This window comes from Enterobacter quasihormaechei (genome assembly GCF_004331385.1).
Lineage (GTDB): Bacteria > Pseudomonadota > Gammaproteobacteria > Enterobacterales > Enterobacteriaceae > Enterobacter > Enterobacter quasihormaechei.
Map to the genome: position 1 here is coordinate 54941 of NZ_SJON01000014.1, position 13806 is coordinate 68746.

A 13806-nucleotide genomic window follows, 5' to 3' on the forward strand; every position below is an offset into this window, starting at 1 on the left:
TCGTTATGCAACAGGATGCGCACAAGCGTGCATTAATTGCAGGCTCCATCGGCAACTTCATTGAGTGGTATGAATTTGCGGTTTACGGTTTTCTGGCAACCGTCATTGCCAGAAACTTCTTCCAGCTTGAAGGGGAAGCGGAGCTGACCAGCCTGATCCTCACCTGGGCCTCGTTCGCCATCGCCTTTTTCTTCCGCCCGCTGGGTGCGGTGATCTTTGGCCGCATTGGCGACAGGATTGGCCGCAAGCCGACGCTGATTATTGTGCTGATACTGATGACGCTCGCCACCGCCGCTATTGGCATTGTGCCGGTCTACGCCAGCATCGGCATTGCTGCGCCGCTGATCGTTACGCTCCTGCGTATTCTGCAAGGACTGTTCGCGGGCGGAGAGTACGGCGGTGCGGTTTCGTTGATGACAGAGTTCGCCCCGCGCGGCAAGCGCGGCCTTTACGGGGCATGGCAGTCCTTCACCGTGGCGCTCGGGCTGTTAGCGGGCGCAGGCATTGTCGCGCTGCTCTCTGCCCTCCTCACGCCTGAAGCCCTGCACGACTGGGGCTGGCGCATTCCGTTCTTCCTGGCGTTGCCGATGGGTGCGGTCGCGCTATGGCTGCGGGTGAGCATGGAAGAGACGCCGAGCTTTGTGCAGCAACGGGAAAAACCGGTTATGACTCAGGCCAGCACCGCCGCCACGTTCAACACCATTCTGATGGGCATTGGCCGGGTGATGGTCTGGTCTGCGGCGGGGTATACCTATCTGGTGATTATGCCGACCTATCTGCAATCTGCGCTGCACACCGGTTTTAACCAGGCGCTGCTGATTGCGGTGATTTCTAACATTGGGTTTGCGCTTACCATCATTCCGTCGGGCATGCTGAGCGACAGGATCGGGCGGCGAACGGTGATGATTATCGCCACCGTGCTCCTGCTGATCCTCGCCCTGCCGCTGCTGAAAATTTTACAGGCAGAATCCAGTATGCTGGCAGTTAAAGCGATGGTGGTGCTGATTGCGGGCGGTCTGGTGGGGATGCTGGCAGGGCCGGGACCGGCAATGCTGTCTGAGATGTTCCCCACGCGCGTGCGCTATACGGGGCTGGGGCTGGCCTATTCGTTATCGAACGCGATTTTTTCGGGCTGTGCGGGGTTAATCATTACCGGGCTGATTAAGCAGACGGGCAACCTGGACATTCCGGCCTACTACGTGATGGCAACGGCGGTGGTGAGTATTTTCGCGCTGATGACGCTGAGGAAGGATGACCATTTGCGGTCGTTAGAGGAGTGAGGTAAATGCCCGGTGGCGCTGCGCTTACCGGGCCTACGGTACCGTGCCTTTGTAGGCCGGGTAAGGCGAAGCCGCCACCCGGCATAACAGGCTATCCGCGCTGGCGCACCGCTTCAAACAGGCAGATGCCCGTTGCAACGGAAACGTTCAGGGATGACACGCTGCCCGCCATCGGAATGCTGATCAGCTCGTCGCAGTGCTCGCGGGTCAGGCGACGCATGCCTTCACCTTCAGCACCCATCACCAGCGCCATGCGGCCGGTCATTTTGCTCTGATACAGGGTGTGATCCGCTTCACCGGCCGTGCCGACGATCCAGATATTCTCTTCCTGCAACAGACGCATGGTGCGCGCCAGGTTAGTCACGCGGATCAGCGGAACGTTTTCCGCCGCGCCGCAGGCCACTTTTTTAGCGGTTGCGTTAAGCTGCGCGGAACGATCTCTTGGCACAATCACCGCATGCACGCCTGCTGCATCGGCGCTACGCAGGCACGCACCCAGGTTGTGCGGGTCGGTTACGCCATCAAGGATCAGGAAGAACGGGTTATCCAGTTCAGCGATCAGATCCGGCAGATCGTTCTCCTGATACTGACGGCCCGGCTTCACGCGCGCGATGATGCCCTGGTGCACCGCGCCTTCGCTTTTCTCATCCAGATACTGGCGGTTCGCCAGCTGGATCACGACGCCCTGCGCTTCCAGCGCGTGGATCAGCGGCATCAGACGTTTGTCTTCGCGCCCTTTCAGAATAAAGACTTCCTGAAAACGCTCCGGTGCGCGCTCCAGCAGGGCCTGCACCGCGTGGATGCCGTAAATCATTTCACTCATTGATGGTTCTCGTAATAAATATTTCCCCTCTCCCGTTGGGGAGAGGGTCAGGGTGAGGGGAAATTACTCCGCCTGCTGTTTCTTCGCCGCGCGCTTCGCTTTGGTCGCGGCCGCTATTTTCTGGGTTTTAGTCGACGGCTTTTTCGCTTTTCGGGCGTCTTTTTTTGCCGCCTTGGGCTTCTGCTTCTTTTCGCCACGGAAGGCGCTGTCTGGCTCAAAGTTTACTCTTTTACCTGCCTGACGTCGCTTGCCGCCCGCTTTACCGTTGCCGCCTTTTTTCGCTTTCTCACGCTCGGTTTTGCCGACGTTACGCGGAGCACGCTCGCTGGAGATGAGGCTGAAGTCGATCTTACGGTCGTCCATATTTACGGCTTCAACCTTCACTTCCACCCGATCGCCCAGACGGTAGGTCTGGCCGCCGGATTCGCCGATCAGACGTTGACCGACCTGATCGAAACGGTAGTAATCATTATCGAGGCTGGAAACGTGCACCAGACCGTCGATAAACAGCTCATCCAGACGCACGAAGAAACCAAAGCCGGTGACGCTGGCAATCACGCCTTTAAAGACGTTACCAACCTGATCCAGCATAAAGTCACACTTCAGCCAGTCCGCCACGTCGCGCGTCGCTTCATCCGCACGGCGCTCGGTCATGGAACAGTGCTGACCCAGTTGCAGCATCTCTTCCATGGAGTAGTGATACCCACCGGTTTCAGTCGTGTTGCCTTTATGGCCCTGCTCGTGCGCCAGCAGATACTTGATCGCACGGTGCAGTGACAGATCCGGATAACGGCGGATCGGCGAGGTAAAGTGCGCGTAAGACTGCAACGCCAGACCAAAGTGGCCCCGATTTTCCGGATCGTAAATCGCCTGCTTCATGGAGCGCAGCAGCATGGTTTGCAGCATTTCCGCGTCAGGACGATCGCTGATGGATTCCAGCAGCTCGGCGTAATCGCGTGGCTCAGGCTTATTGCCGCCAGGCAGCTCCAGGCCGAGCTCAGCCAGCACGGAGCGGAATGAGGTCACGGCTTCCGTGGTTGGCTTGTCGTGGATACGGAACAGCGCAGGCTCTTTGGCTTTCTCAACGAAACGGGCCGCCGAGATGTTCGCCAGGATCATACACTCTTCAATCAGCTTGTGGGCATCGTTACGCTGGGTCTGCTCGATACGCTCGATGCGACGCTCGGCGTTAAAGATGAACTTGGCCTCTTCACTCTCAAACGAGATCCCACCGCGCTCTTCGCGCGCCTGATCCAGCGTTTTGTAGAGGTTGTGCAGTTCTTCAATGTGTTTAACCAGCGGCGCGTACTGTTCGCGCAGATCCTGATCGCCCTGCAACATATGCCAGACCTTGGTGTAGGTCAGGCGCGCATGGGAGCTCATCACCGCTTCGTAGAACTTGTAGCCCGTCAGTCGACCTTTGCTGGAGATGGTCATTTCGCAGACCATACACAGGCGGTCCACCTGCGGGTTGAGGGAACAGAGGCCGTTAGAGAGCACTTCCGGCAGCATCGGTACCACCTGCGACGGGAAGTACACCGACGTACCGCGGCTGCGCGCTTCGTTATCCAGCGGCGTGTGCGGACGCACGTAATAGCTTACGTCAGCGATAGCCACCCACAGACGCCAGCCACCACCGCGTTTTTTCTCACAGTACACGGCGTCATCGAAGTCGCGGGCGTCTTCACCATCAATGGTGACCAGCGGCAGGGAGCGCAGATCGACGCGGCCAGCTTTGGACTCTTCCGGCACTTCTTCACGCAGGTTTTCAATTTGATCTTCAACCGCTTTCGGCCAGACGTACGGAATTTCATGGGTACGCAGCGCCATATCAACGGCCATGCCGGTGCCCATATTATCGCCCAGCACTTCGACGATTTTACCCACCGCTTTGGTGCGACGGGTTGGGCGCTGGGTGAGTTCTACCACCACTACAAAGCCCATGCGCGCGCCCATCACCTCTTCAGGTGGGATCAGAATATCGAAGCTCAGACGGCTGTCATCCGGCACCACAAAGCCGACGCCCGCATCGGTAAAATAGCGGCCTACAATCTGGCTGGTTTTTGGCACCAGTACGCGCACCACGCGCGCTTCGCGGCGGCCTTTACGGTCTGCACCCAGCGGCTGCGCCAGGATCTGGTCGCCGTGGATACACATCTTCATCTGTTCAGATGAGAGGTACAGATCGTCTTTACGGCCTTCCACGCGCAGGAAGCCAAAGCCGTCGCGGTGACCAATAACGGTGCCTTTCAGCAGGTCGAGGCGTTCCGGCAGCGCGTAGCACTGGCGGCGGGTAAAGACCAGCTGGCCGTCGCGCTCCATGGCGCGCAGGCGGCGGCGAAGGGCTTCAATTTGCTCTTCACCTTCAATGTTTAATTCAACGGCAAGTTCTTCACGATTGGCGGGTTTTTCGCGTTTTGTTAAGTGTTCAATGATGAACTCGCGGCTGGGGATAGGATTCGCGTATTTTTCGGCTTCGCGTTCCTGGAAAGGATCTTGTGACATGTCGGTTCCTCCGTTGTCAGCTCCGGTGGAAATTTTCTTCATTCCACCAGCAATAATTTATAAAGCGGTTGATTCTCTTCAACCAAATCGGCCAGCGTGTAGTTATCCAGTTCCATGAGAAAACTTTGCACGGCCTTTGAAAGCGCCTGTTTCAGGCGGCAAGCGGGCGTAATGTGGCAGAACGCGCTGCTACAGTTCACCAGAGATAGTGGCTCCAGTTCACGTACCACATCGCCAATACGGATACTCTGTGCCGGTTTACCGAGACGGATCCCTCCATTCTTCCCGCGGACGGCAGCAACGTATCCGGCACGACTAAGTTGATTGATTATTTTGACCATATGATTACGGGACACACCGTATACCTCTGTGACTTCAGAGATACTGGTCATCTTCCCATCGGGTAACGACGCCATATAAATCAGCGCGCGTAAGCCGTAATCGGTGAAACTTGTTAACTGCACATCAACCTCAGGAAAAAGGGAAAACGCGGTCAAACCGCAGAGATATTCATTAATGATGATAAACCAGCCAGATAGTTAGCGGCTAATTTATTTGACAGACGGGGCGAAAAAGCGGAGATCCAGGAGCGGTCGCCGGATGGCGCTGCGCTTATCCGGCCTACGGGTCTCCCCGCAGGCCAGCAGTCACGAAGATTATGCGTCGAACGGGTCGCGCAGGATCATCGTTTCAGTACGATCCGGGCCGGTAGAAATAATATCGATCGGCACTTCGGTCAGTTCTTCAATACGCTTGATGTAGTCCAGCGCAGCTTTTGGCAGGCCGCTACGCTCTTTCACACCGAAGGTAGTCTCAGACCAGCCCGGCATGGTTTCGTAGATTGGCTCAATGCCTTCCCAGTCGTCAGCGGCCAGCGGCGTGGTGGTCACTTCGCGGCCATCCGGCATACGGTAGCCTACGCAGATTTTCACTTCTTTCAGGCCGTCCAGTACGTCCAGCTTGGTCAGGCAGAAGCCAGACAGGGAGTTGATCTGCACGGCGCGACGCACGGCAACCGCGTCCAGCCAGCCGGTACGACGACGACGACCGGTGGTCGCGCCAAACTCGTTACCCTGCTTGCACAGGAACTCGCCGGTTTCATCAAACAGCTCGGTCGGGAATGGACCCGCACCCACGCGAGTGGAGTACGCTTTGATGATGCCCAGAACGTAATCCACATAACGTGGGCCCAGGCCGGAGCCGGTTGCCACGCCACCCGCGGTGGTGTTAGAGGACGTTACGTACGGATAGGTACCGTGGTCGATGTCCAGCAGCGTACCCTGCGCGCCTTCAAACATGACGAAATCGCCACGCTTGCGCGCCTGGTCCAGCAGATCGGACACATCAACAACCATACCGGTCAGAATGTCTGCGATCGCCATGACGTCATCCAGCACTTTCTGGTAGTCAACAGCGTCAGCTTTGTAGAAGTTCACCAGCTGGAAGTTGTGATATTCCATCACTTCTTTCAGTTTTTCAGCGAAGGTCGCTTTGTCGAAGAGGTCGCCCACGCGCAGACCGCGACGTGCAACTTTGTCTTCGTAAGCCGGGCCGATACCACGACCGGTGGTGCCGATGGCTTTCGCGCCACGCGCTTTTTCACGCGCCACGTCCAGCGCCACATGATAGTCCAGGATCAGCGGGCAGGCTTCGGAGAGCAGCAGACGCTCACGAACAGGGATACCACGGTCTTCCAGACCTTTCATCTCTTTCATCAGCGCAGCGGGAGACAGCACAACGCCGTTACCGATGATGCTGGTGACGTTTTCGCGAAGAATGCCTGATGGAATAAGATGGAGGACGGTTTTTTCACCGTTGATTACGAGAGTATGGCCTGCGTTGTGACCGCCCTGGTAGCGTACAACATATTTAGCCCGTTCAGTCAGAAGATCGACAATCTTCCCTTTACCTTCGTCACCCCATTGGGTGCCCAGTACGACGACGTTGTTACCCATTTTTTTCAAAATCACCGTTTGCTTAAAAATGGATTCTACCATCGCTTTTTCAGATATACAGCACTTTTTGACCCTAAAATATGCCAATTGCGGTTAGTTTTTGATCAGCCAATCGTTTTCCTCAACATGTAGTAGATAACGATACCGGCAACCACAAGACCGCCGCCGAAACGACGCAAAATAGTGTCCGGCAGTTGGCTCATTGTCGCGATCATCCGACGCCAGGCGCGCGGATAGAGCATAGGGCCGAGGCCTTCCAGCACCAAAACCAGAGCCAGCGCGAGCCAGATCGTAGAATTCATTTTTCATCCTCATAAAAGAAAACCACCGCTCCGTGAAGAGCGGTGGTTTGAATACTCAAACGAGCCTGAGTTTATCGCGTTGCGTTGGCCGGCGTCTTCATATAACGGAAGAAATCGCTGTCCGGGCTGAGCACCATCACATCCTGGTTGCTCTTGAAGCTATTCTCGTAAGCACGCAGGCTACGGATGAAGGCGTAGAAGTCTGGATCCTGACTGAATGCATCGGCAAACAGCTTCGCCGCTTCGGCATCACCTTCACCGCGCAGGATACGACCCTGACGCTCAGATTCCGCCAGCGTCTTGGTGACTTCATAGTCCGCTGCCGCGCGCAGTTTTTCCGCTTCTTCCTGACCCTGTGAACGGTGACGACGGGCTACCGCTTCACGCTCGGCGCGCATACGGTTGTAGATCGCCTCGGACACTTCCGCTGGCAGGTTGATCTGCTTGATACGCACGTCAACCACTTCGATACCCAGTGCCGCCATACTGTTCGGGTTGATCACCGGCACTTTACCGTTGGTTTCAGCCTGAACGCGTTCAGCCGCTTTGGCAATCGCATCATCCGCCGCCGGGGTTTCGACTTCATCTTCAGTGCCCGCAGAACCGGAGTTCAGCGCATCACGCACTTCCAGCGTCAGACGACCGCGAGAGTCTGTCACGATGTCTTTCACATCCAGACGACCAATCTCAGAACGCAAACGGTCAGAGAACTTACGCTTCAGCAGCACTTCTGCCTGAGAAACGTCACCACCGCCCGTTGCCAGGAAGTAGCGGCTGAAATCGCTGATGCGCCATTTGATGTAGGAATCAACGATCAGGTCTTTTTTCTCTTTGGTCACGAAACGGTCGGCCTGGTTATCCATGGTCTGGATACGCGCATCAAGCGTTTTCACTGACTGAATGAACGGGATCTTGAAGTGCAGACCCGGCTCATAAATCACCGGACGCTTGTCACCGTCACGCACGACGCTGCTGAACTGGAACTTGATCCCACGCTCGCCCTCTTTCACCACAAAGATTGAGGTGTAGAGCACGACCAGTGCGATAATGATGATCGCAATAACTGACTTACGCATCCTTATTCCCCCTGACGCTGGTAGTCGTTACGCTGCGCGTTAGCGCGGCGTTGGTCCATAATGTCACCATCGTTCGAAGAAGGCGTTGTGTTCGCGCTGGTGCTGCCAGACGAGGCTGGCGGCAGACGCAGCAGGTTGTTCGCACCGCTGTTGTCTTTCGCTGCCGGTGCAGAACCGCCTTTCAGCATCTGATCCAGCGGCAGAACCATCAGGTTTCCGCCCTTGCTGTCGTTAACCAGCACTTTGCGGGTGTGGCTCAGCACTTTTTCCATGGTCTCGATATAGAGACGCTCACGGGTAATTTCCGGAGCCGCTTTATATTCCGGCAGGATGCGCGCGAAGCGAGCCACTTCACCCTGTGCTTCCAGGATGGTCTGGGTCTTATACGCGCGCGCTTCTTCCAGAATACGCTGCGCCTGACCGTTAGCACGCGGCTGAACTTCGTTGGTGTACGCTTCCGCTTCACGGATGTACTGCTGTTCGTTTTCACGTGCGGCAATCGCATCGTCAAACGCGGCCTTCACCTCTTCCGGCGGACGTGCAGCCTGGAAGTTGACGTCCAGCAGAGTAATACCCATGTTGTACGGACGGATGGTCTCTTCCAGCTCGCGCTGGGTATCGCTACGAATAACGGTACGACCTTCGGTCAGAATACGGTCCATGGTGTATTTACCGATAACGCCACGCAGGGCGCTGTCGGTCGCCTGACGCAGGCTGTCATCCGCGCTGGTCACGCTAAACAGATAACGTTCTGGATCGGTCACGCGGTACTGCACGTTCATTTCAACGCGCACCACGTTCTCGTCAGACGTCAGCATCACGCCGGAGGCAGCCAGTTCACGGACGGACTCCACGTTAACCGCGGTCACGTCATCGATGAAGGTCGGCTTCCAGTTCAGGCCCGGCTCAACCAGATGGCTGAACTTACCGAAACGGGTTACCACGCCGCGTTCTGCTTCTTTAATGGTGTAGAACCCGCTGGCTGCCCAGATGATTACCACCGCAGCGGCGACAATGCCCACCACACGGCCACCCATCGGCGGGCGCGGACTCTGAGTGGAATTACCACCCGAGCCAGAACCTTTTCCTCCGCCAAGGCCACCAAGCTTTTTGCTCAGTTTGCGGAAGATATCATCCAGATCCGGCGGCCCCTGCTCGCGACCACCTTTGTTGCCATTTCCCCCAGAGTTGCCGCCTTGATTATTGCTGCTTCCCCACGGGTCGCGGTCTTGTCCGTTATTACCGGGCTGATTCCACGCCATGTATATGCTCCATATTTGTTATGCAAGGGCGAATTTTCAGGCTTCCCCTTTCTGATCAGACGATATAGTCCGCCAGCGCAGGTTCTTGTTTACAGAGGCGACGCCAGTCAACGATCGGCATACGCACCTGCATCCCCACGCTGCCGTCATCCTCCATCCACTCTTTTTCTATCGCCTGAAGCTGATAAAACCGGCTGCGCAGCCTGCCTTCCTGTGGCGGCAGTCGCAGCGTGTGCTGAGCTACCTCACCGGAAAGACGTTCTGTCAAAGCCTGGAAAAGCAGTGGCACACCAATCCCGGCCTGAGCAGACAGCCAGACCCGAATCGGTTTGTTCTCTTCATCACGGTCGATACGCGGCTCGAAATCGTCCAGCATATCGATCTTGTTCATCACCAACAGGGTGGGAATTTCGTGGGCGTCGATCTCTTCGAGCACCACGTTCACCGCGTCGATGTTTTCCTGTACGCGTACGTCAGCCGCATCAATCACGTGCAGCAGCAGGGTCGCCTGACGCGTCTCCTGCAACGTCGCTTTAAACGCCGCAACCAGATCGTGCGGCAGATGGCGGATAAACCCGACGGTATCCGCCAGCACCGTTTCACCGACGTCTGCAACGTCAATACGGCGCAGCGTTGGGTCCAGGGTCGCAAACAGCTGGTCTGCGGCATACACCTGGGCCTCGGTTATCTGGTTAAACAGGGTGGATTTACCGGCGTTGGTATAGCCCACCAGCGACACCGTTGGAATGTCGGCTTTGGTTCGCGCCCGACGCCCCTGCTCGCGCTGTTTCTCTACACGTTCCAGACGTGAAAGGATCTGGGTAATACGCCCACGCAGTAAACGGCGGTCGGTTTCGAGCTGGGTTTCACCCGGGCCGCGCAAACCAATCCCGCCTTTTTGTCTTTCAAGGTGTGTCCAGCCACGCACCAGACGCGTCGCCAGATGGCGCAACTGCGCCAGCTCAACCTGCAACTTACCCTCGTGGGTACGCGCACGCTGAGCAAAAATATCTAAGATCAACCCCGTGCGATCGATAACACGGCATTCGCAGAGAGCTTCCAGGTTACGTTCCTGAGCCGGAGACAGCGCATGATCAAACAGCACAACAGATGCGCCGGTTGCTTTTACGGCATCCGCAATTTCTACTGCTTTACCTTCACCAACAAAATACTTCGGGTGCGGCGCTTTACGGCTACCGGTAATCACCTGCATTGCTTCGACACCGGCGGAAGAGACCAGAGATTCAAACTCCTGGAGGTCTTCCATATCTTTGTCTTGCGAAAAATAGATGTGTACCAGCACCGCCTGCTCACCGGCGTCATAACGGTCAAACAAGCGTAAACCTCTCTAAAAAGATCAGCGGGGAACGCAGGATCCCTGGCTCCCCGTGTGGAAAACAGCCCAAAACCTTATTCGGTTTCTTCGCTGTCCTGCGCAGGAGCAGATGAACCCTGCGCGTTGCTGCCATGATGGTAGTTACTGCCTGTGCCGCCGCCAGCGTTATTGCTGTGATGAGATACCGGACGGGACGGAACAACAGTAGAAATCGCGTGCTTGTAGACCATCTGGCTGACCGTGTTTTTCAACAGGATCACGAACTGATCGAAAGACTCAATCTGACCTTGCAGCTTAATACCATTCACCAAATAAATAGAAACTGGAACACGTTCCCGACGCAATGCGTTCAGGAACGGATCTTGTAAAGATTGCCCCTTAGCCATTCTATCTTTTCCTTATATGCTTGTTTTGTACTTAGAACCTTGCGATTCTGAAAAATTGCGCACGATACGGCTTAATTGTACACATTCAGTCAGCGATATCACCAATAACCTCAATCACTTCGTTTAACGCCTGTTGTGGTTTTTCACTGTCTAACCAGTGAACGCCCTCCCAACCGCGCAACCAGGTGATCTGGCGCTTCGCTAACTGTCTCGTGGCGCAAACACCTCGATAAACCATTTCATCGTATGAAATCTCGCCTTCAAGATAAGACCACATCTGGCGGTATCCCACACAACGAATGGAAGGCATGTCCGTATGCAAATCTCCACGGGCAAAAAGCGCCCGCACTTCTGCTTCAAAATCTGAAGCCAACATCTGATGAAAACGCTGCTCAATTCGTTGATGGAGCAGTTCACGGCTCGCCGGGGCGATGGCGAACTGATGCACCTGATACGGCAGAGCGTCTCCTGACGTTTGCGTCAGTTCCGTTAAAGTTTTACCCGAAATGAAAAAAACTTCCAGTGCCCGGGAAAGCCTTTGCGGATCGTTGGGGTGGATCCGCGCTGCGGCAACCGGGTCAATCTCTTCCAGTTGCTTGTGCAAAACGTCCCACCCCTGCTCAGCCGCCTGCTGCTCAATCTTCGCTCTTACTTCCGGATCGGCCGATGGCAGAGGCGATAACCCCTCCAGCAGCGCCTTGAAGTAGAGCATCGTGCCGCCCACCAGCAGCGGTATGCGTCCCGCAGCGGTAATCTTGGCCATCTCGGCCAGGGCGTCGCGGCGAAAATCTGCTGCGGAATACGCCTGTGCCGGGTCGAGAATATCCAGTAAACGGTGCGGCGCCGCACGCAGTTCTTCTGCGCTGGGCTTCGCCGTGCCGATGTCCATCCCTCGGTAAATGAGGGCTGAATCAACGCTAATCAACTCTACTGGCAAAACTTTACGTAACTCAATGGCTAACGCCGTTTTGCCGGAGGCCGTTGGCCCCATTAAAAAAATCGCCTTTGGCAGGCTCGCCTTACTTACGTCAGTCATGTTTCAGGGCGGTCATCGCCGTTTGTAAATCAACAGGTTGTAACAAACCACCCGGCGGCGCTTTCACCAGCTGCGGGCAGAGGCGTTCTACCTCCGCCAGCACGGTAATCGCCTGCGCCATACTCCACGATGAATGTTCGCTGGCCAAATGGCGGGCGATCCACTGCGCGGTGTCGGCGGCATCAAACGTCGTTTGCTGCGCCAGGTAGCCTATCAGTTCAGGAATCAAGTTTTGTAAATTTTGTTGGCGTAAGGGTAAAGGCACTGCGCGAATTGTCACATGCTGCGCGTCCAGTACGATTTCTATGCCCATTTCAGCCAGCTGAGACTGTACGCGCCACAAAACCCCTGTTTCTTCAGGGGATACTTTCAGGCGCACGGGGATCAGCAGCGGCTGCGCGCAGGCGGCATTGACCCCCGGGGTTAGCTGCGCCTGTTTGAGCCAGCGCTCCGCCACGGAAAGCGCCAGCAGCAGCAGTTTTCCCTCGCGTTCAAGCAGCGCCATGTCGGGAGCAACAATGGTCAGAACCCGACCAAAACTCTGGCTATGTCCATCCAGCGAAGGCGTTGAAACTGTAATGTGCTCTTTATGCTCAACGGACGGGGTATCCAGCAGCTTACGGTACAGCGCCCCCTGCTGTTTTTGATAGCCCGGCTGGGCGTTGGGATAGTTAGCGCCGGTCGGTCGCGGCGCGTTGCCCGTCGAGGCTAAACGCGGGGCAGCCGGCTCGCGCGCTACCGCCGGTTCGGCAAAATGGTTACGTCCCGCCGCCACGCGGTTTTCCGGCAACGGACGCGGCGCGGGCGCTTCTTCTGCCAGCGGCAACGCCGGCTCGCCCCGCTGCTGCAATACCGCAGCAACGCCCTGATAGATAAAATCGTGCACCAGGCGCGACTGGTGGAAGCGCACCTCATGCTTGGCGGGGTGTACGTTCACGTCGACCTGATGCGGGTCGATCTCCAGATAAAGCACAAAGGCGGGCTGCTGATCGGCGCCGAGCTTGTCTTCGCAGGCCTGGCGAATGGCGTGGTTAATCAGGCGGTCGCGCATCATGCGGCCGTTGACGTAGCAATACTGGATCTCAGCAAAGGCGGCGCTGCTGGCGTTCGGATCGGCAACCCAGCCGCGAAGGGCCAGATCGCCATGCTGCCACTCAATGGCCAGCGCTTTTTCCAGGAACGGTGCGCCGCAGATAGCGCCCAGCCGACGCTCCTTTTGCCCGCCTTCCGCCACCGCGCGATACTGGCGCATCACCTTGCCGTTATGGCTAAGGTTGATCGTGACATCAAAGCGCGCCAGCGCGATGCGGCGGATGATCTCGTCGATATGTCCGAATTCGGTCTTCTCGGTTCGCATAAACTTGCGGCGAGCGGGCGTGTTATAGAAGAGATCCAGCACTTCCAGCGTGGTGCCGACCGGGTGCGCCGCAGGTTTAACCGTGACGTCCATATCGCGCCCTTCGGCGTAGGCCTGCCAGGCTTCCTGCTGGTCGGCCGTGCGGGAGGTCAACGTTAAGCGAGAAACGGAGCTGATACTGGCCAGCGCTTCGCCGCGAAAACCCAGGCTGATAATCGCTTCCAGATCGTCAAGGGAAGCAATTTTGCTGGTGGCATGACGCGCCAGCGCCAGGGCCAGCTCGTCCTTATTGATGCCACAGCCGTTATCACGAATGCGGATGAGCTTAGCGCCCCCGCGTTCAATATCGATATCAATGCGGGTCGCCCCGGCATCAAGGCTGTTTTCCACCAGCTCTTTCACCACCGATGCAGGGCGTTCCACCACCTCACCGGCGGCGATTTGGTTCGCGAGCTGCGGCGGTAGAACCTGAATCGGCATGAACTCTC

General features: G+C 56.7%; 12 protein-coding genes. 1 reads left to right on the forward strand and 11 read right to left on the reverse strand.

Annotated elements, in window-relative coordinates; translation table 11 throughout:
- Positions 1-5 precede the first annotated feature (5 nt).
- Positions 6-1280 (forward strand): MFS transporter, encoded by a 1275-nt coding sequence (locus E0L16_RS16735; protein WP_131637474.1) that lies wholly within the window; start codon positions 6-8, stop codon positions 1278-1280.
- Positions 1281-1371: 91 nt separating this feature from the next.
- On the opposite strand, the gene rlmB is transcribed toward E0L16_RS16735, so the two are convergent.
- The 11 genes from rlmB to mutL all read right to left on the reverse strand — a co-directional run bounded on the left by rlmB (position 1372) and on the right by mutL (position 13798).
- Positions 1372-2103 carry a 23S rRNA (guanosine(2251)-2'-O)-methyltransferase RlmB gene (gene rlmB / locus E0L16_RS16740; RefSeq protein WP_003856001.1) on the reverse strand — a complete coding sequence of 244 codons (732 nt, stop codon included), beginning with the start codon at positions 2101-2103 and terminating at the stop codon, positions 1372-1374.
- Positions 2104-2166: 63 nt separating this feature from the next.
- Positions 2167-4608 carry a ribonuclease R gene (rnr, locus tag E0L16_RS16745; RefSeq protein WP_064910249.1) on the reverse strand — a complete coding sequence of 814 codons (2442 nt, stop codon included), beginning with the start codon at positions 4606-4608 and terminating at the stop codon, positions 2167-2169.
- A 38-nt stretch (positions 4609-4646) separates the two neighbouring features.
- On the reverse strand, positions 4647-5072 hold the full coding sequence (nsrR, locus tag E0L16_RS16750) for a nitric oxide-sensing transcriptional repressor NsrR (protein ID WP_063450982.1): 426 nt from the start codon (positions 5070-5072) through the stop codon (positions 4647-4649).
- Positions 5073-5264: 192 nt separating this feature from the next.
- Positions 5265-6563, reverse strand: a complete 1299-nt coding sequence (locus tag E0L16_RS16755) for an adenylosuccinate synthase (RefSeq protein ID WP_032628076.1) — start codon at positions 6561-6563, stop codon at positions 5265-5267.
- A 104-nt stretch (positions 6564-6667) separates the two neighbouring features.
- Complete coding sequence (locus E0L16_RS16760; RefSeq protein ID WP_063450929.1) at positions 6668-6865, reverse strand: DUF2065 domain-containing protein; 198 nt, start codon at positions 6863-6865, stop codon at positions 6668-6670.
- A gap of 71 nt (positions 6866-6936) precedes the next feature.
- The gene (gene hflC / locus E0L16_RS16765; protein WP_063450930.1) at positions 6937-7941 is read right to left on the reverse strand and encodes a protease modulator HflC; all 1005 of its coding nucleotides are present in this window, start codon (positions 7939-7941) and stop codon (positions 6937-6939) included.
- Positions 7942-7943: 2 nt separating this feature from the next.
- Positions 7944-9203: an FtsH protease activity modulator HflK gene (gene hflK / locus E0L16_RS16770; RefSeq protein WP_063450931.1), complete on the reverse strand. Its 1260-nt coding sequence runs from the start codon at positions 9201-9203 to the stop codon at positions 7944-7946.
- A 55-nt stretch (positions 9204-9258) separates the two neighbouring features.
- Positions 9259-10539, reverse strand: a complete 1281-nt coding sequence (gene hflX, locus E0L16_RS16775) for a ribosome rescue GTPase HflX (protein ID WP_003855991.1) — start codon at positions 10537-10539, stop codon at positions 9259-9261.
- Positions 10540-10613: 74 nt separating this feature from the next.
- Positions 10614-10925 (reverse strand): RNA chaperone Hfq, encoded by a 312-nt coding sequence (hfq, locus tag E0L16_RS16780; protein ID WP_006810391.1) that lies wholly within the window; start codon positions 10923-10925, stop codon positions 10614-10616.
- Between the two features lie 85 nt (positions 10926-11010).
- A complete protein-coding gene (gene miaA, locus E0L16_RS16785) occupies positions 11011-11961 on the reverse strand; it encodes a tRNA (adenosine(37)-N6)-dimethylallyltransferase MiaA (protein WP_131637476.1) in 951 nt (316 codons plus the stop codon).
- Entirely contained in the window at positions 11954-13798 is a 1845-nt protein-coding gene (mutL, locus tag E0L16_RS16790; protein ID WP_131637478.1) for a DNA mismatch repair endonuclease MutL, read from the reverse strand. The genes miaA and mutL overlap by 8 nt, the downstream gene beginning before the upstream one ends.
- Positions 13799-13806 lie beyond the last annotated feature (8 nt).